This window comes from Dyadobacter sp. BE31, from assembly GCF_031457695.1.
Classification (GTDB): Bacteria; Bacteroidota; Bacteroidia; order Cytophagales; family Spirosomataceae; genus Dyadobacter.
This window is the reverse complement of sequence record NZ_JAVDXA010000001.1, coordinates 727,668-743,800: the sequence shown is the minus strand read 5'-3', so window position 1 is coordinate 743,800 and position 16,133 is coordinate 727,668. Positions and strand designations below refer to the sequence as shown.

The 16,133-nt window shown below is 48.9% G+C and carries 14 protein-coding genes; 7 read left to right on the top strand and 7 right to left on the bottom strand.

The annotated features are described in order from the left end of the window. Window positions 1-103: 103 nt before the first annotated feature. Window positions 104-2,914, bottom strand: coding sequence for an insulinase family protein (locus tag J2Y43_RS03175; protein ID WP_309981298.1), 2,811 nt, complete (start codon window positions 2,912-2,914; stop codon window positions 104-106). Window positions 2,915-2,969: 55 nt separating this feature from the next. Then, the gene (locus J2Y43_RS03170; RefSeq protein ID WP_309981299.1) at window positions 2,970-3,593 is read right to left on the bottom strand and encodes a GyrI-like domain-containing protein; all 624 of its coding nucleotides are present in this window, start codon (window positions 3,591-3,593) and stop codon (window positions 2,970-2,972) included. Window positions 3,594-3,926: 333 nt separating this feature from the next. Between J2Y43_RS03170 and J2Y43_RS03165 the strand changes: the two genes are divergently transcribed. Then, window positions 3,927-5,219 carry a hypothetical protein gene (locus J2Y43_RS03165; RefSeq protein WP_309981300.1) on the top strand — a complete coding sequence of 431 codons (1,293 nt, stop codon included), beginning with the start codon at window positions 3,927-3,929 and terminating at the stop codon, window positions 5,217-5,219. On the opposite strand, the gene J2Y43_RS03160 is transcribed toward J2Y43_RS03165, so the two are convergent. Beyond that, the gene (locus tag J2Y43_RS03160) at window positions 5,191-8,160 is read right to left on the bottom strand and encodes a DNA polymerase III subunit alpha (RefSeq protein WP_309981301.1); all 2,970 of its coding nucleotides are present in this window, start codon (window positions 8,158-8,160) and stop codon (window positions 5,191-5,193) included. The two genes, J2Y43_RS03165 and J2Y43_RS03160, sit on opposite strands and share 29 nt — an antisense overlap. A gap of 24 nt (window positions 8,161-8,184) precedes the next feature. Continuing rightward, entirely contained in the window at window positions 8,185-9,414 is a 1,230-nt protein-coding gene (gene dinB, locus J2Y43_RS03155; protein WP_409014398.1) for a DNA polymerase IV, read from the bottom strand. A 133-nt stretch (window positions 9,415-9,547) separates the two neighbouring features. Between dinB and J2Y43_RS03150 the strand changes: the two genes are divergently transcribed. Further along, the gene (locus tag J2Y43_RS03150; RefSeq protein WP_309981302.1) at window positions 9,548-10,315 is read left to right on the top strand and encodes a LexA family transcriptional regulator; all 768 of its coding nucleotides are present in this window, start codon (window positions 9,548-9,550) and stop codon (window positions 10,313-10,315) included. A gap of 10 nt (window positions 10,316-10,325) precedes the next feature. Here J2Y43_RS03150 and J2Y43_RS03145 read toward each other — a convergent pair whose 3' ends face one another. The 3 genes from J2Y43_RS03145 to J2Y43_RS03135 form a co-directional block, all read right to left on the bottom strand. Further along, window positions 10,326-10,640 (bottom strand): type II toxin-antitoxin system VapC family toxin, encoded by a 315-nt coding sequence (locus J2Y43_RS03145; protein ID WP_309981303.1) that lies wholly within the window; start codon window positions 10,638-10,640, stop codon window positions 10,326-10,328. A gap of 77 nt (window positions 10,641-10,717) precedes the next feature. Further along, window positions 10,718-10,921 carry a hypothetical protein gene (locus J2Y43_RS03140; protein ID WP_223401214.1) on the bottom strand — a complete coding sequence of 68 codons (204 nt, stop codon included), beginning with the start codon at window positions 10,919-10,921 and terminating at the stop codon, window positions 10,718-10,720. Window positions 10,922-10,994: 73 nt separating this feature from the next. Next, window positions 10,995-12,776 (bottom strand): ABC transporter ATP-binding protein, encoded by a 1,782-nt coding sequence (locus tag J2Y43_RS03135; protein ID WP_309981304.1) that lies wholly within the window; start codon window positions 12,774-12,776, stop codon window positions 10,995-10,997. A 233-nt stretch (window positions 12,777-13,009) separates the two neighbouring features. On the opposite strand from J2Y43_RS03135, the gene nusB reads away from it, so the two are divergent. The 5 genes from nusB to J2Y43_RS03110 all read left to right on the top strand — a co-directional run bounded on the left by nusB (window position 13,010) and on the right by J2Y43_RS03110 (window position 16,120). Continuing rightward, window positions 13,010-14,176 carry a transcription antitermination factor NusB gene (nusB, locus tag J2Y43_RS03130; RefSeq protein ID WP_309981305.1) on the top strand — a complete coding sequence of 389 codons (1,167 nt, stop codon included), beginning with the start codon at window positions 13,010-13,012 and terminating at the stop codon, window positions 14,174-14,176. A 101-nt stretch (window positions 14,177-14,277) separates the two neighbouring features. Further along, window positions 14,278-14,583 (top strand): YtxH domain-containing protein, encoded by a 306-nt coding sequence (locus J2Y43_RS03125; protein WP_106596093.1) that lies wholly within the window; start codon window positions 14,278-14,280, stop codon window positions 14,581-14,583. Window positions 14,584-14,586: 3 nt separating this feature from the next. Next, entirely contained in the window at window positions 14,587-15,045 is a 459-nt protein-coding gene (locus J2Y43_RS03120) for a DUF1573 domain-containing protein (protein WP_309981306.1), read from the top strand. Between the two features lie 24 nt (window positions 15,046-15,069). Further along, entirely contained in the window at window positions 15,070-15,369 is a 300-nt protein-coding gene (gene yajC / locus J2Y43_RS03115; RefSeq protein ID WP_090151062.1) for a preprotein translocase subunit YajC, read from the top strand. Window positions 15,370-15,502: 133 nt separating this feature from the next. Continuing rightward, on the top strand, window positions 15,503-16,120 hold the full coding sequence (locus tag J2Y43_RS03110; RefSeq protein WP_223401218.1) for a hypothetical protein: 618 nt from the start codon (window positions 15,503-15,505) through the stop codon (window positions 16,118-16,120). Window positions 16,121-16,133: the final 13 nt, after the last annotated feature.

Here is a 16,133-nt window from a genome sequence, read left to right as displayed (position 1 = left end):
GCATGATACGTGGCTCCGGATGGGCGAGGTAGCCTAACCGAGGGCTTCAGCCCTGGGTTAGGCAGCACCTCAGACGATCGGCTTTAGCCGAAGCTGATCAGCATCACTTCTTCTCCGGCATAAGCACCACTTTGATGAAATTGTCATCATTGAAGTACTTCTGCGCAGCAGCTTTGGTACTGGCCACGGTCACTGATTTCAATAGCCGGTCCTGCTCGAAAATTTCATTCAGGTCGTCGCCGAGGAATGTATTATCGTCGAGGTAATCGAGCCAGAAGCCGTTGGTTTTAAGCGCGGTTTCTGTTTTGCGCTGAGTTTCCGCGACGAACTTCTCGATATCCTTCTGATCCGCGCCGTTTGTTTTGATCTTGTTGATCTCTTCCTGGGCTCTTTTGATCAGTTTGTCTACATTCTCGGGCGCACAGCCGAAGCCGATGGAGAACCGGTAATGACCGGTCGGGAATTTGTCGGTACCTTCTGAAACACTCACTCCGTAGACGCCGCTTTCTTCCTCCCGCAGTGATTCGATCAGTTTGATCTGCAAAATCTCCTGCAATGCCTCAATCTGCACATTGTTTTCAGGGTTATAGTCATACTCCCCGCTCGAAACGAGTGTTACCCTGCTTTTAGGTTCCAAACCTTTGTAAATCACTTTCTCGATGCGCCCTTTCGGCGGGAAAATATTCGGGTGGCTGAACGTATCGTCCCGATCGCTCGATGGCAGGCTGCCCAAGTATTTCTCGATCAATGGCTTGATCGTCTCCGGCTTGAATGCGCCCACAATCGTGAATACAAAATCCGAGGCGTCGGCGAAGCGGTTTTTGTAAATTTCAAATGCACGGTCGAGGTTCACTTTGTCGATGCTCTCCGGTTTCAGCGGTTGGCGTTTGGGGTTGTGGCTTGTCAACACCGCATTCAATGAATCGGAATAGACTTTTTCAGGCGTTAAAGTCTTTTGCATATTTTCCAGGTATGCCTTCTGATTGGCCAGTATGCCTGTTACCACGTCCGCATCTTTACGGGGCTCTGTGAAATAGGCGTAGATCAGCTGCAATGTCGTTTCGAGGTCCTTCGGGTTGGTATTGCCGCCGACGCCTTCGGTGAGCTCACTCAGGTACGGGCCCGCGCTCGCTGTCTTGCCCGCGAGGAATTTTTGCAGTTGGGTCTGATTGTAAGGTCCTACACCACCCGATTGAACGAGGTAGCTCGTGAAAATGCCCGTCTCGCGCTCGCCCGGGAAAAGCGAATATCCGCCCTTCGCAGTCGCTTTGATCAGGATTTCGTCATTTTTGAAGTCGGTTGGCTTCAACAGCACCTTCACACCATTCGAAAGCGTCAGCTCGGTGACGCCGAGCTTGTCGAGCGATTTTTCGGCTGTGATTTTACCTGCAACAGGTTCGGTCTTTAGTAACGGTGCATCCACAACGTCGTCCACATAGGCTGTCACATCTTTGCCGGCTTCGTTCAACAATGTACGGATCTCGGCTTCGGTAGGAAGGGCATCCTTGCTTTTTTCTGGTCCCATGATCACGACCGCCCTGTTTTTATCGGTAATGTATTTTTTAGCCAGGCCGTTGATTTCGGCCAGTGTCACGCCGTCCAGGTGCTTCTTCACGAATTCGAAATAGGCGTCGGCACCCATAAAAGCCTTGTCGTGAAGGAAATGATTGAGATATTCCTGGACGTGGTTGGCCGATTTCGTTTTGTCGCGCTCCTTGTAATCTTCTTCAACGGCATTGTAAAAGTCTTTCTTTGCGCGGTCAAGTTCAGGTTGTGTAAATCCGAACTTCTGCACCCGCGCGTTTTCTTCCAGGAGCGTGGTCAATGCGGTTTTCATCGAAGCTGCGTCTTTGGCGAGCGCGATGGAAGTGTATGAATCCAGGTTTCCAAGGAAATCACCGTATTGGCTCGCGCCGTAGAGGAACGGCGGATTGGCCTTTTGGGTAAGTTCCTGCATCCGCTGGCCCATCATGGCATTGTACAGTTCCTGCGCAAAGCTATTCCGTACATCCTGCAACGATTTTTCTTTCGTATTAGGCTGTTTGTAAATCAACTGAATGAGGTTCTGCGGGTATTCAGGGTCGGTTACGATAGCCACTTTGGTAGAACCATCCAGCGGAATATCATAGCGAATGCGTTTTTTGGGATTGACAGGCGGTTTAATGGAGCCGAATTTCTGCGAAATGAGGGCTTCCACTTTGGCTACATCAAAATCACCGACTGCGATCACAGCCATCAGGTCGGGGCGATACCAATCCTGGTAAAATGCTTTGATCGTCTCCGGTTTGAAGTTTTTCAGAATGCTGTCTTTGCCAATCGGCAACCGCTCGGCGTAGCGCGAGTTGTTGAGGATCACTTTCAGGAACTTGTCGCGCATGCGCTGTTGCGCGCCCCGCCCCATGCGCGACTCTTCGAGCACCACACCGCGTTCTTTTTCAATTTCGGAAGGATCGAGCAATGCGCCGTGGGCCCAGTCTTCCAGCACTTGAATGCCTTTTTCGAGTAACCCCGCGGAATCTGTCGGGATAGGCAGCATGTAAACGGTTTCATCAAAACCGGTATAGGCATTCAAGTCGGCGCCGAAGCGTACCCCCGTCTTTTGCAGGAAATTGACCAGCTCATTTTTAGGGAAATGCGTGGTGCCGTTGAAATTCATATGCTCCATGAAGTGCGCCAATCCTTGTTGGGCATCGGTTTCGAGCACCGACCCCGCTTTTACCGCCAGCCGGAGTTCTGCGCGGTTCTTGGGTTCCGCGTTCTTTTTAATGTAGTAGGTGATTCCGTTTTTTAGTTTTCCAGTTTTTACACTGGGATCGAGAGGGATTTTTTGAGTGCTCAGGTTCTGCGCGTGCACCGTCGCAACAGAAACCACACCCCATCCGGCCAAGCATAGTGCTATGAACGCCTTTTTCATTTTTCTAATTTTAATTTTGATGAAATTCAGGAGGGGCGAAAGATATTGAAATAATCTATTTAACCGGCTCGCGTAGAATGCTTTTTAATTTGTGGGGCGGCGTCTTGCGAAAATCGGACAGATAAATCTCGTGATGCAGCCCATTACGTCCGAGTGCGTGGGCCGAAATAAAGTCATTCAGCTTTGCGAGTGTTTCAGGTTCATTATCAAACGGTCCGGTATGCAGCATTTGTACCACTTTCCCTTCATTCATTTCAAAATAGGAAACTTCCCTGATCGCCGCCTGGCCTTTTGATGCGAAACTGGCCTCTACGGCGGTTTCTACGTCTTTTTTCTCCACATAATCCGGAATGCGGATCAGAAGCCGGTATTCCCATTCGCTGCGGGGAATGGCCTTCGGCGAATCGGCGATCGAAATGCCGGCATACCGTACTTCGTCATACCACCACAAACCTTCCAGCTTGGCCACTGTAAAGTCCTTGCCCTGTGCTTTGAATGCGAATTTCAATGCATAAGCCACCGGGTAGATAGCCTGGATTTTTTGTGCAAAATCCTCCCCCGAAGGATCTCCTTTACCGGTAATAGACAGGTACCGGGCCTTTTCGATGTGCAGCACCTCGGGTTCAGCCTTTGCGGTGTAGTAACTTTTGAAATGTTTGGTAAGATCCAGTTTTTCCATAGCTCTGTTGGTTTCAGGTTGACAATGAGCGCAATTAATGGCCGGCCATTGACAACAGTATGACAGTAACCCCCGGAAAATTTTGGTGCGTAGGACAAATGCGACCCGTACGAATCAAAAAACATTTCGTAGGGTCATAATAGTTGGCGGAGCATTGTTTGAAAGCACCCGGAAATTGCTAGTTTTATATGATTTCTTCAAAGACAGACTAAAAGTGAAAATGTAACCGGAGAGTTATCCGGTATGCATGCCCAATGGTGCATGACTAATGGTGCATGACTAGTGCCGCTACCCACACCCGAAGGATGTAACCCCCGTAAAGCGTCCCGATGTATGTCTGAATTTAAAATCCCCGGAATACAGGTTGTCGCAGACAACGCTGTTGTCAGAAAGTACCTGATCAAAAGCCCGCGTCATGTTTTGGTGCTGTCGGTAATCCTGGTTTATCTTGCCCTTGAAAGCTATTACCTGTTTTTTCGCTTCCATGGCCACATTCAGGATCTCTCATTGTACCGAAGCATTACGTCCAAAATAATGGACGGCCAGGTGCCATTTCGTGATTTTCGCATTGAATACCCCATTTTTGCGCTCATTCCGGTATTGATTCCGGGCCTTTTGAGTCAATTAGCAGGCGGGTCGTTCGAAAGCTATGCTTGTTGGTTTGTGCTGCAAAATCTGGTGCTGGGGGTGGTGACGGCCTGGATGATTTCCGGCCTGGACGCCAGCGGCAAAGCACTTCCGCGGTATGTGATCACCACATTGTTCGCTTTCCCGATCTTTCTTTTTCGGTTCGATCCGTTCCCGGCTTTGCTGACCTTGATCGCGATCGTCAACGTTTCACGTAAACCGTTCGTTGCCGGAATGTCGCTCATGGCTTCCGTGGCCGCGAAATTGTATAGCGTTGTGCTCATTCCGGTTTTTGGCCTGTATTATGTTTTCAACCGTGATACCAGGAAAATGCTCGGGCTGATGGCGGGTATTGTTTGCATTTGCGCCATCATATTGGGCGGCATCGCCTGGCTTAGAATGGATGCAGCCGCCGATTTTATGCATTACCACCTTTTGCGCGGTATTCAGATCGAGAGCCTTGCGGGAGGGGTTTTACTGCTTTTTGAGCAGTTTGGGGGCGTGGAACTTGACGTGGCGCATAGCTTTGGCGCCATGCATTTGGTTACATCGCTTTCGGGCCCGGTTTTGCAATGTATTAATATCCTCACGCCGGTTTGCTTTGTGGCGATGCTGGCTTTTCTCGGTTGGTCATTTTACAAAACGGTATCGATCTCGGGTACGATTCCCTTCCGGCAGCTGAATGCTGCTGCGGCGGCACAGATACTGTTATTTATCCTCCTCAATAAAGTCCTGTCCCCGCAATACCTGATCTGGCTGTTGCCGTTAGTCCCGTTTTGCAGGTTTAGAGCATCGCTGATTTTTACAGTTACGCTAATGCTTACAATAATTATATTCCCAGGTCACTATTATAGTTTGATTTCAAAACAACTGCTGATGGTTATTATTCTGAACATACGGAACGCCCTGCTGATCTGGCTTTTCATTGAGCTTAGTTCGGAAATCGCTCCTGCGCGCGTTACGCGGAGCATCAGCGCGCCGCCGACTCCATCCGCGTAATTTCTGCTACTTCCACGGTGAGGAAGCCGAATTCTTCCGTCACGACGCCGCGGATTTTGTAAACGCCTTTCACAGACCCATTCACTTTGGCCGCCGCCGTGGGGAAATGGACGGTATCGATAAATTGCCCTTCATAATCCAGAAAAGTACCAAACTGCATCGACTCGCCGCGATTTGTCCGGGTGTTTTTCAAGGCCACCAGGTAGCCGTATTGGACCACTTCCTGGTTTATATAATTATGCAGGTCGCGCGACATGATACTCTTGGGCAACGGGTTTTTAAGCAGGTTGAAAGGGCTGCAAAGCGGAAAACCGAGCAATTCGATCTGGTCATAGGCGTCATCGAGAATCGACGAGTGGAATTCCGGCAGGTTGAAATCCTTGATTTCGGTATGGAACAACTGCTTTTGCGGTACTTTGACGGGCGTGGTACTCAGCCGGAAATGCGCCTTCCAAAGCAGTGTTTTTTTGCCGATACCCGTAAACCGGAATGCGTCGATCCGGATGAGGATCGTCAATTGTTCTATCGAAATCGGGACGCGGTCAAGAAAGTCGTTGAGGGATGTGAACGGGCCGTCTTGCCTGCGGGCACAGAGGATCCTTTCGATCGTTTTTTCTTCCAGTGCATTCAGGAATTGCATGCCGAGGTAAATCTCATGTCCTTCGATGGTCGCCTGGGCTTCGCTGTGGTTCACGCATGGTGCATGTACCAGCGCGCCGAGCATGCGTGCCTCGTGTATGTACAGTTCGGGTGCGTAAAAGCCGCCGCCGTTGTTGAGCACAGCTACCATGAATTCCAGCGGAAAATAGGCTTTCAGAAACAATGTCTGATAGCTTTCGACGGCATAGGAAGCGGAGTGCCCTTTGGCAAAGGCAAACCCGGCGAAGCTGGCGATCTGGTTCCAGATTTCCATCGTCATTTCTTCGTCATAACCCTTGCTCCGGCAGTTTTTGAAATACTTCTTTTTAACGCGCTCAAACTCTTCACGCCCGCGAAACTTGCCGCTCATACCGCGGCGGATCACATCGGCCTCTCCGAGCGTCAGTCCGGCAAAATAATGCGCGACCTTGATCACGTCTTCCTGATACACCATAATGCCGTAAGTCTCCTCCATCAGCTCCAAAAGGCGCGGGTGCGCCTCGTTCCGCTTTTCGGGATGGCGATGGCGGAGAATGTACTCACGCATCATCCCGCTTTTTGCGACGCCGGGCCGGATAATGGAACTGGCCGCCACAAGCCCGAGGTAGTTGTCCACTTCCAGCTTTTTGAGCAGCATCCGCATCGCCGGAGATTCTACGTAAAAACAGCCGATGCACTGCGCCTGCCTGATCAGGTCGTTGATCTTTGGGTCGGTTTTGAATTTCCGGACATCGTTAATGTCAAAATCTGCGGCATCGGGGCGGTTATAGCGAATGATTTCAAGCGTTTCCTTGATTTTCGCAAGCCCGCGCTGGCCCAGGATATCGTATTTATTCAGCCCGACATCCTCCGCAATCACCATATCGAATTGCGTGGTGGGAAAGCCTTTCGGCGGCACGTCGGTAGCGGTAAAGTAATGCATAGGCCGTTCCGAAATGAGGATACCACCCGCGTGGATACTCAAATGGTTCGGCTGGTTGTTGGTTTGGAAATAATCAGCATACCTGATCACCAGCCCGGAAAGCTGATCGAGCTTTTTCGGGTCATATTTACCATTGCTCAATGCATCGATTTCATAGGCAGGTAAACCAAATACTTTCCCCAACTCGCGCACGGCCGAGCTGTGCTGAAACGTGCTGTACGTCGCCAGCAGCGCCGCCTGGCCATTTTTACCGTAGGTGTCAAAAATATAACGCGTCACATCCTCGCGGTCGCGCCACGAGAAATCGATGTCGAAATCGGGTGGGTTTTTGCGGTGAAGGTTGATAAACCGCTCGAAATACAAATCCAGCTCGATGGGGTCGACATTCGTAATGTTGAGTAAATAGGCGATGATACTGTTCGCCCCGCTGCCCCGGCCGACGTAGTAGTACCCCTTCCGGCGGGCATAATTCACGATGTCGTGATTGACCAGAAAAAACGGTACGAAATTCTGCTGCCGGATCATATCCAGTTCCTTGGCAATGCGGTCAAAAATTTCATCGGTAATATTGTCGCCGTAACGATAACCAAGTGCCTGATAGCTCATCGACCTCAGCCGTTTGAAATCTTCTTCTTCGTTTTGGCTGAAAACTTTTAGATTCTGGTGCTCACGTTCATTCCCGAAACTGAACTGGATATTGCATTCGTCCATCAGTTTACGCGTGTTTTCGAGGATGGTGCGGAAGTCCTTTTGTTTAAAGTTGTATTCCAAAACCTTGGCCTGTACAATCTGTTCGTTCTCTTTGCCTGTTTCGCCGACTGTGAGCTTGCTGAGCAGCGTATTGCCGTCGATGGCCCGCAGCAACCGGTGCGCATTGAAATCCTTTTTGTTCCGGAAAGTTACCGGCTGCTGGATGATCAGCCTATCCATGAACCGGTGTAGCGGCGAGTAGTGCAGCTTATCCAGGTCCTGCATCGAAATGCCGATGTATTCGTTGGGCCGGAACTGCTCGCGGCGCTCTTTGTTCAGTTTTTCAAAAGGATAAATAATTGCGACATGCTCCATTTCAGGTGCGCGGTCGGGGAAAGGGACGTCCGTCAGTTTCTGGGCCGAGAGATAAGCATTCATAGTCTGAAAGCCGATGTTGTTTTTCGCCAATGCCACAAATTGCTGCGTCCCCCCATTCCGGAAATCGATCCCGACAATGGGTTTAATATCGAACCTGGGCGCCATACGAATGAAATTCAGGCAGCCCGAGGTGTTGTTGATATCCGTCAGCGCGGCACAGTCGTACCCATTCTCCCGGCAAAGCGCAAGGAGCTCATCCTCAGGAATCGTCCCGAAGCGAAGGCTGAAATAAGAGTGGCAGTTGAGTAACATGAGTATTTGAAAAACGGAACATCGCTAGGCATTTCTATGCGCCGGGATAATGGGCGGCTCACCGTTGAATGGGTTTCCCATTGCGCCGATATCCGAGATTCCCATTGTGCTGGCCCAGGTGAGGATCTGGTCGCCTTCCTTATTATAGGCGTATTTGGTTTTAATGTAATCCATGGCCTGATAGAGGTTGAGCCGCTCTTCGGTATCGTCGAAAAGGTTGATCTGGTAATTCCCCGTCACGAGGTCACTGAAACTGACTCCTACCAACCTTACCATCATTCTCCGGTTATAAAGCTGGTCGAAAAGCCGTTCGATATGCGGGATCAGCACATGGTCCGCGGAAGTGTAGGCGATTTTCAACTGTCTGGAAAATGTGTTGAAATCGGAATAACGGATTTTAACCGAAACACAGGAAGTGAGCTTTTCGCCCGTCCGCAGCTGAAAAGCCAGCGTTTCCGCCATCGCCCGTACCATTTCACGCATTTTTTTTACATCGCCGGTATCTTTCCCGAAAGTTCGTTCGCTGGAAATCGATTTGCGCTCGTGGAACGGGACGATGGGAGAGTTGTCGAGACCGTTGGCGCGGTTCCAGAGCGAGATTCCATTTTTGCCTAACACCTGCCCCATGATTTCCATAGGCATTTCCTGGATTGTTTTCACATACCGAATCCCGAGGTTGTTGAGTGTCTGGTTCATTTTTTCGCCTACCATCGGAATTTTCTGCACTTCCATCGGCGCCAAAAACGGTTTTTCCTGCCCGGCATCCACTTTGAGCTGATTGTTCGGCTTGGCCTCCCCGGTAGCAACTTTCGACACCAGCTTGTTGGTAGCCAGCCCAAACGAAATAGGCAGGCCGGTTTCGCGGATAATGCGCTGCCGGAGCTCGCTGGCCATTCCATAGCAACTGTGGTATTTGTCCATTCCCGACAGATCCGCGTAAAACTCGTCGATACTGGCCTTCTCAAACACAGGGACGCTTTGGCTGATGATCTCGCTCACTTCCTTCGATTGCTTGGAATACGCTTCCCCGTTTCCACGAATAACAGTCGCTTCGGGACAGAGCATGCGGGCCATCTTCATAGGCATACCGGAATGCACTCCAAACTGCCTGGTTTCATAGCTGCAAGCCGCTACCACACCGCGGTCGCCTGTTCCACCTACGAGTATCGGTTTGTGTTCAAGCCGGCTGTCTTGCTTGCGCTCTACGGATACGAAAAAGGTATCCAGGTCAAAATGTAATATCGCACGGTCCACTACTATTTGGATTTTTTACTAAATTATGGATTTATTCCAAATATATGGATCATATCCATTTGTTAAAAGGAAATATTCCAAAATATTTGTATGTTTGAAGAGTCAAGACATTGTCAACCGGTAATCATCACACATGCTTATGGCCATTGATGAAGAATTCAGGCGTTTCAAGCAAATCAGAGAGGAACTCAATCTGACCCAGGCGGCATTTGCCGAGGAATTGGGCATCAGCGCCACCACTGCCGACATCGAGCGGGGGCGTACGCGCATACCCGGGCAGGTGGTAAAGGAACTGCTTAAAAAATACCACATCAACCCGCTTTGGCTGTTCGGAGACAGTTCGCAGAAATACCTATATACGGACAGGGTATTCGTCAATCCGAAAGTAGTGACGGTCGATCAGGCGGGTAACGACAATATTGTGCTCGTCAGCGCGAAAGCGGCGGCCGGCTATCCCAACAATATCGGTGACGCGCAATGGTTTGAAGCGTTGCCAGCCTTTACAATACCGCTGCCGGAATACCGTAATGCGACGTTCAGAGGGTTTCAGGTCGATGGCGACAGTATGACACCGGCGTTGCAGTCAGGTGAATGGATTTGGGCTCGCGCGGTGGATGACTGGGATGCGCTGAGTGATAAACATATGTATGTCATCGTCACGATCGACAGCGTGCTGGTCAAAAAGATCCGGAAGGAAAAAGATTCCCTTTTTGTGAACCTGGTATCGCTCAATCCCGACTATGCACCGATTCGTGTTGATCGTAACGAGATCCGTGAAATATGGCAGGTAAACAGTAAGTTGTCTTTCAATCTGGAAGACGACAAGACGGAAATAAGTTTGCAAGGCCTGTATCAGGAAATGCGGGAGTTGCGCCAGGAGGTGAAGAAGCTGGCTAAATAGCGCTGCTAAACTATTGAGGATCGAATGGGTTAAGTAAACTCAATTTTTCGATTCCTACGAAATCTGTTGTGTTATCTGTAATCAGCGTAAGCCCGTGAACTATGGCAGTAGCTGCGACAATCGCATCGGGTAGTTCCAAATCATATTGTCTACGCAACTCAGATGCCTTTTTTCTGATATCTTTTTTGAGTTCTAACAGAACCGACATGTCTACAAACATATTGACTAAGTCGAAATCAAATTGAGCAGCTGATTTCCAGCTGAATAATTCTATTTCTGTGATTACTGAAAAACAGATTCGGGAATTTCCGGCAATGTCATCCATTACGTTCCCTGCATATGGAGGGAGCTGCTATTGAAGATAGTAGATGGCAATATTGGTATCCCAAAGATAGGCTTGGTTCATTTGCCGCGTAATCGTCTAAATTCCCGCTCAATTTCCTCAACTGGCTGCTTGGTCATTTTGCCCTTAAGAAAACGGATAGCGCTCGTGTCTTTCATCTGCAGAGTGCTTTCGCGCAGACGAATGACGCTCAGGTTTTCGAGTTTCCTTAAAAGTTCAAGCGCATTGTCGTCGAGGACATCGATTGTGACTGTATAGTGCATAGTGTGATTGATTAATTTTTGTAATTATTCAAAGTTAATCAATCACTACTGCATTTCAAGAATAGGGTGTATTTTACACCTCTTCGGAAATCAACTGCTTTTCATACAGTTCTTTATATGCTCCGTTTAATGCCATAAGCTCCGTGTGGGTGCCTTGCTCGACTATGTGGCCTTCGTCGAGGACTACGATCTTATCGGCGAGTTTGGCGGAGGAGACGCGGTGGGAAATGATCAGGGAAGTCCGCTGGTCCATGATCCGCTTCATATTGTTGAGAATAATGTTCTCGGTGTTGGTATCGACTGCGGAAAGACAGTCGTCGAGTACGAGGATTTTCGGGTCGCGGGCGATGGCGCGGGCGATCGATAGACGCTGCTTTTGGCCTCCCGAGAGCGTAATGCCCCGTTCACCGAGCATGGTTTCGTAGCCTTGCGGGAAATCTTTGATATTATTGTAAAGATCGGCGTCTTTCACGGCCTGTTCGATTCTTTCAAATGGCATATCTTCGGTACCGAATCGTACATTGTTCTCAATGCTATCCGAGAAAAGGAACACATCCTGCGGAACGTAGCCGATCTGGCGACGATAACCGTGGACATCGTAATCTTTCATCGGAATGCCGTCAATCAGAATCTGCCCCTCGGTTGGGTCATAGAGCCGGCATAGCAAATGAGCGAGCGTGCTTTTACCCGAGCCGGTGGTGCCGAGGATCGCCACGCTTTCGCCGGCTTCGACTGTCAGATCAAAATCATGCAATGCCTTAATACCTGAATCCGGGTAGACAAAGCCGACGTGGCGGAAAGTGATTTTGCCGTCCAGCGGTTTGCTGAGGTTTTTCTCGGATACCAACGTTGTTTTTTCATTCAAAAACTCATTGATCCGGAGCTGTGACGATGCGGCGCGCTGGATCTGGCTTGTGGTCCATCCCAAAGCCATCACAGGCCAGGTAAGCATATTGACATACAATATGAACTCAGTGATATTGCCAGGCGTAAGGCGGCCATTGATAATTTCCTGGCCGCCGACATAAATGACCAGGATGTTACTCAGACCGATCAAAAGGACGATCATAGGGTAGAAGAACGCATCGACTTTGGTAAGGCCCAATGATTTGGTCTTGAAAACCTCTGCCTCTTTTTGAAAATTAGCATAAGAACGATCCTCCTGTACAAAGGATTTGATCACACGTATTCCGGAAAACGCCTCCTGCACATAAGTGGAAAGCGCCGAAAGCTGCTTTTGAATCTCCTGCGAACGTTTCATGATCATGCTATTGACCACATACACACTCACCGAAAGCACCGGCAGCGGCAACAGCACATAAAGCGTCAGTTTTGGGCTGACGGAGATCATATAGGAGATCACCAGGAAGAACAGTACGATCAGGTTAATACCGTACATCAATGCCGGGCCGACGTAAATGCGGACGTTACTCACGTCTTCCGAAATGCGGGCCATCAGGTCGCCCGTGCTGTGGCGGCGGAAAAACGCGGCCGGTAGCGTCTGGTAGTGCTGGTAAACGTCGTTTTTAAGCTCGAATTCGATATGGCGTGACATCACGATGATCGTTTGCCGCACCAGGAAGAGGAATATCCCTTTAAGGAGCGCCATGAGCAGGATCAGGAAGCCGTAGAGCAAAATGCTGAACGCAAAAATGTCATACATATCACTTTGCAGCGATACGCCATTATAGAGGTAATAAATGTCGAGCGTTTCGATCACCAGGTCGAGCGCGTAACGCACGAGCTGGGCCGGAATAATGCCGAAAAGATTGGATACAATCGTAAAAATGATACCGAGGATGAGGTACCACTTATATTTCCACAAATATTTGTTGAGAGATTTTAATGCTTTCACCGGTTCAGATTTTGATCAGCCGTGCTGGACGCTTTCTAGCCAACATCCTATTTTACCAAAACGTTGCAAAATTAAAACGACGCATCTCAATTTTCCGATTGTGAACAAAATAGTCTAATTTTGCGGTCGATTTTAAAACAACTCATGCAGGGTACCAGGCAGAATGGCCCTGCAATACATGCAGACACGTTCTTTGATTTACTGTACCTTTTATCCAAATAGTATTCCGGCATATGCTGAATAGAAGATTACTAAGAACCAAAGCGGTTCAGGCACTTTATGCACGGCAGCTCACAGCCGATGCGAACCGTTTACTGGCACTCGATCAGATTGAAGAGGCATTCGCTCCTGACCTGAACTCGATGGAGTTTCAGGACAAGAAAAAGCTTTCGGGCATGAAAAGGCTCGCGAACATGACGCTCGACGAGTTTATTAAAAATGGTAAACCCAACGGTGACGAAGAGCTTCCCGATCGCGTGCTGAGAGTGGCTCAGACAGCCTATGAAGCATACAACCGGCAGACTAATACGGATGGAGAAAAACTCGTTAGAAGGGTTTTGAATGAAACGGAAACAATTTACGCCGACTTCATCCGAATCCTGTCGATGCTGATCGAACTATCACACCAGGCAAAAATCGACCGCGAGCGCAGGTACGACGATCCGGAGGCGCCATTCCCCAAAGATTCGGGATTGGATACCAACCGGGTGATCAAGGTTTTGCAGGAAGATAAGGCGCTGGAAGAGGAGATTATCCGCAGCGGCATCAACTGGACCAACGAAATGAATCTGATCCGGAAGATTTACCGGGAAGGTTTGCGGAAGGACGAAACTTACGAAACATATTGCAAATCGGCGACGCATATGCCGGAAGAAGACCAGGAGATTATCCAGCATGTCCTGCGTCAGATTATCCTCAAACACGAGGTGTCGCTCGAATACCTCGAACAACGCGATCTTTACTGGGCAGACCACAGCGAGCTGATCCGCAGCCTTGCAATCAAAACCTTGCGTACTGCCGATTTGGCACACACATTCCAGCTTGCACCGCTTACCAAAGATTGGGAAGAGGATAGGGCATTTGTGGAGGAACTTTGCAAAGTCGTGGTGAAAGAAAGTGATCAGTACGATGTTTATCTGGAAGACCAGCTGAAAAACTGGGAACTGGAAAGGATCGCGCTGGTGGACCTTATTATCCTCAAAACAGCCCTTGCTGAACTCATTCATTTCCCGGGTATCCCTGTGAAAGTCACCATTAATGAGTTTATTGAGATCGCCAAAAGGTACAGTACCCCAAAAAGTGGTAAGTTTGTGAACGGCGTCCTGGACGTGCTTTCCGTGAAACTGGCCAAAGAGGGCGTCATCAGAAAAAGCGGGCGCGGATTGATTGATAATAAATAAAAGCTGACGAAATTGTGGCCGGGTATAAATGGAACAATTTTTGGAAGCCATTATTAATACATGAGCTGACACCCGTTTGCAGCAAAAAAACAGCAGAAACCATGAGTAAAACCAGTAATACTTTAATCGCATTTCTGACAGGCGCTGCCACCGGCGCAGCATTGGGCATACTTTACGCTCCCGACAAAGGGGAGGTACTTCGTACCCAGCTGACATACAGACTGTCCAAATACCGTGAGAAACTACAAGAAGTGATTCAGGACCTGGTCGATAAGAAAGATCTGCCTGATAATTTTTCAAGAACAGAAGGCGAGCGCGTTGTGAATGATGCACGCGAAAAAGCCGAAAAGCTTCTGGAAGACGTAGACCGTCTGATGGCGCAGATCAAGGGCCAGGCCAGCGAATGACCTATGAAAAAAATAGCCCTTTTCGCGTTTCTGGGATTAGCAGTAGCTTTTTCCGGTTGCTCCAAAAATGAAAAGAGTGGTGAAGAAAAACAGGCAAATTCGAAACTGCCTGTTTTTGCTTTGATCGACAGTACGGAATATGATTTCGGTACCATTCAGGAAGGCGCCATTGTGGAGCACGAATTTAAATTCCGTAACGATGGCGAATATCCGTTGATTCTCAACAATATCAGCTCTTCGTGCGGATGTACCACGCCCGAATGGCCGAAGGATCCGATCGGTCCGAAGGAGACTTCGAGCATCAAAGTTCGTTTCGATAGTAAGCATAAGGCAGGTCCGCAGGTGAAGACCATCACGGTTTATGCCAATACGGAACCGGCTAATATCGAATTGAGGCTGAAAGGTATTGTAAACGCAGCACCTCAGCCTGTCGATGCAGATTCAGCTACGGCGAAGAAGTAATTTTTATACAACCCATCTACTACAATGAATTATTCTATTTTAGCACAAGCAGCGGGCGGCTCCCAGGGCATGATTTACCAGGTCGTAATGTGGGTCGGTATCATCGGGGTATTTTATTTTTTCATGATCCGTCCGCAGCAGAAAAAGCAGAAGGAACAGAAAGAATTGCTCAACAACCTGAAAAAAGGCGATCAAGTGGTAACGATCGGTGGTATCCACGCGAGAGTTTATACTGTGGAAGAAGCGACAGTTACGCTTGAGTTGGACAAAGGAGTGAAATTAACGGTCGAAAAATCGGCTATTTCGCGTACCATTGCCGGGTAAAAACTAATCATGAACGGCATGCATTCCCGCTAATGCATGCATTTTCAAAATTGTTGTGAGTCAAGTCCCACCCAACCAGAACAGGATCAAAACGTTTATAGGATGCTTGCTTGCAGCATCCTTTTTTTGGTTAATGAATGTCCTCAATAAGGACAATTATTCCCTTAAACTGAATTATCCGCTGTCGATCGAATATGATAACGCAGCCTATGTGCCGATGCAGCCGCTTCCGAAACGGATTTCGGTAAATGTAACGGGGGATGGATGGACTTTGCTTCAAAAATCCTGGCTGAATTTTAATGCAAACCCGGTGGTTTACCGTGTTCAAAACCCGACGGTGTCTAGTTTCATCAACTCTACCACCCTCACCGATCAGATCACGGAAATGTTCCCGAACCTGCACGTCAACTATGTGGTAGCGGATACATTCGAGCTTAATTTCGAGCCCAAAATCAGGAAGATCATTCCCATCCGCGTCGATAGCGCGGGTATTGATGTGCGCGAAGGCTATGTAATTTCGAGTTTTATCAACGTCTCGCCTTCGCTTATTTCAGTGGATGGGCCGGTTTCACTGATCAAGACCTTCCCGGATACGATCAAGATTCGCGTGCCTACACCTAAGATCCAGAACAACTACGACGAGAGCTTGCCTATCCCGCTGCCGGTTTCCCCATTGGTGGAAGTGAGTCATCGTGACGTTTATGTGAGTTTCGAAGTCGCGCAATTTCTTATTGCGCCGCCACAACAATAGCTTAGTCCTTCAT

What these genes read in the sequence shown, in the direction of transcription:
- J2Y43_RS03145 (WP_309981303.1), bottom strand. Translation starts at nt 10,640, where the DNA reads ATGGATGACATTGCCGGAAATTCCCGAATCTGTTTTTCAGTAATCACA.
- J2Y43_RS03175 (WP_309981298.1), bottom strand. Translation starts at nt 2,914, where the DNA reads ATGAAAAAGGCGTTCATAGCACTATGCTTGGCCGGATGGGGTGTGGTT.
- J2Y43_RS03120 (WP_309981306.1), top strand. Translation starts at nt 14,587, where the DNA reads ATGAAAAAAATAGCCCTTTTCGCGTTTCTGGGATTAGCAGTAGCTTTT.
- J2Y43_RS03170 (WP_309981299.1), bottom strand. Translation starts at nt 3,593, where the DNA reads ATGGAAAAACTGGATCTTACCAAACATTTCAAAAGTTACTACACCGCA.
- J2Y43_RS03160 (WP_309981301.1), bottom strand. Translation starts at nt 8,160, where the DNA reads ATGTTACTCAACTGCCACTCTTATTTCAGCCTTCGCTTCGGGACGATT.
- yajC (WP_090151062.1), top strand. Translation starts at nt 15,070, where the DNA reads ATGAATTATTCTATTTTAGCACAAGCAGCGGGCGGCTCCCAGGGCATG.
- J2Y43_RS03110 (WP_223401218.1), top strand. Translation starts at nt 15,503, where the DNA reads ATGAATGTCCTCAATAAGGACAATTATTCCCTTAAACTGAATTATCCG.
- J2Y43_RS03140 (WP_223401214.1), bottom strand. Translation starts at nt 10,921, where the DNA reads ATGCACTATACAGTCACAATCGATGTCCTCGACGACAATGCGCTTGAA.
- nusB (WP_309981305.1), top strand. Translation starts at nt 13,010, where the DNA reads ATGCTGAATAGAAGATTACTAAGAACCAAAGCGGTTCAGGCACTTTAT.
- J2Y43_RS03150 (WP_309981302.1), top strand. Translation starts at nt 9,548, where the DNA reads ATGCTTATGGCCATTGATGAAGAATTCAGGCGTTTCAAGCAAATCAGA.
- J2Y43_RS03125 (WP_106596093.1), top strand. Translation starts at nt 14,278, where the DNA reads ATGAGTAAAACCAGTAATACTTTAATCGCATTTCTGACAGGCGCTGCC.
- J2Y43_RS03165 (WP_309981300.1), top strand. Translation starts at nt 3,927, where the DNA reads ATGTCTGAATTTAAAATCCCCGGAATACAGGTTGTCGCAGACAACGCT.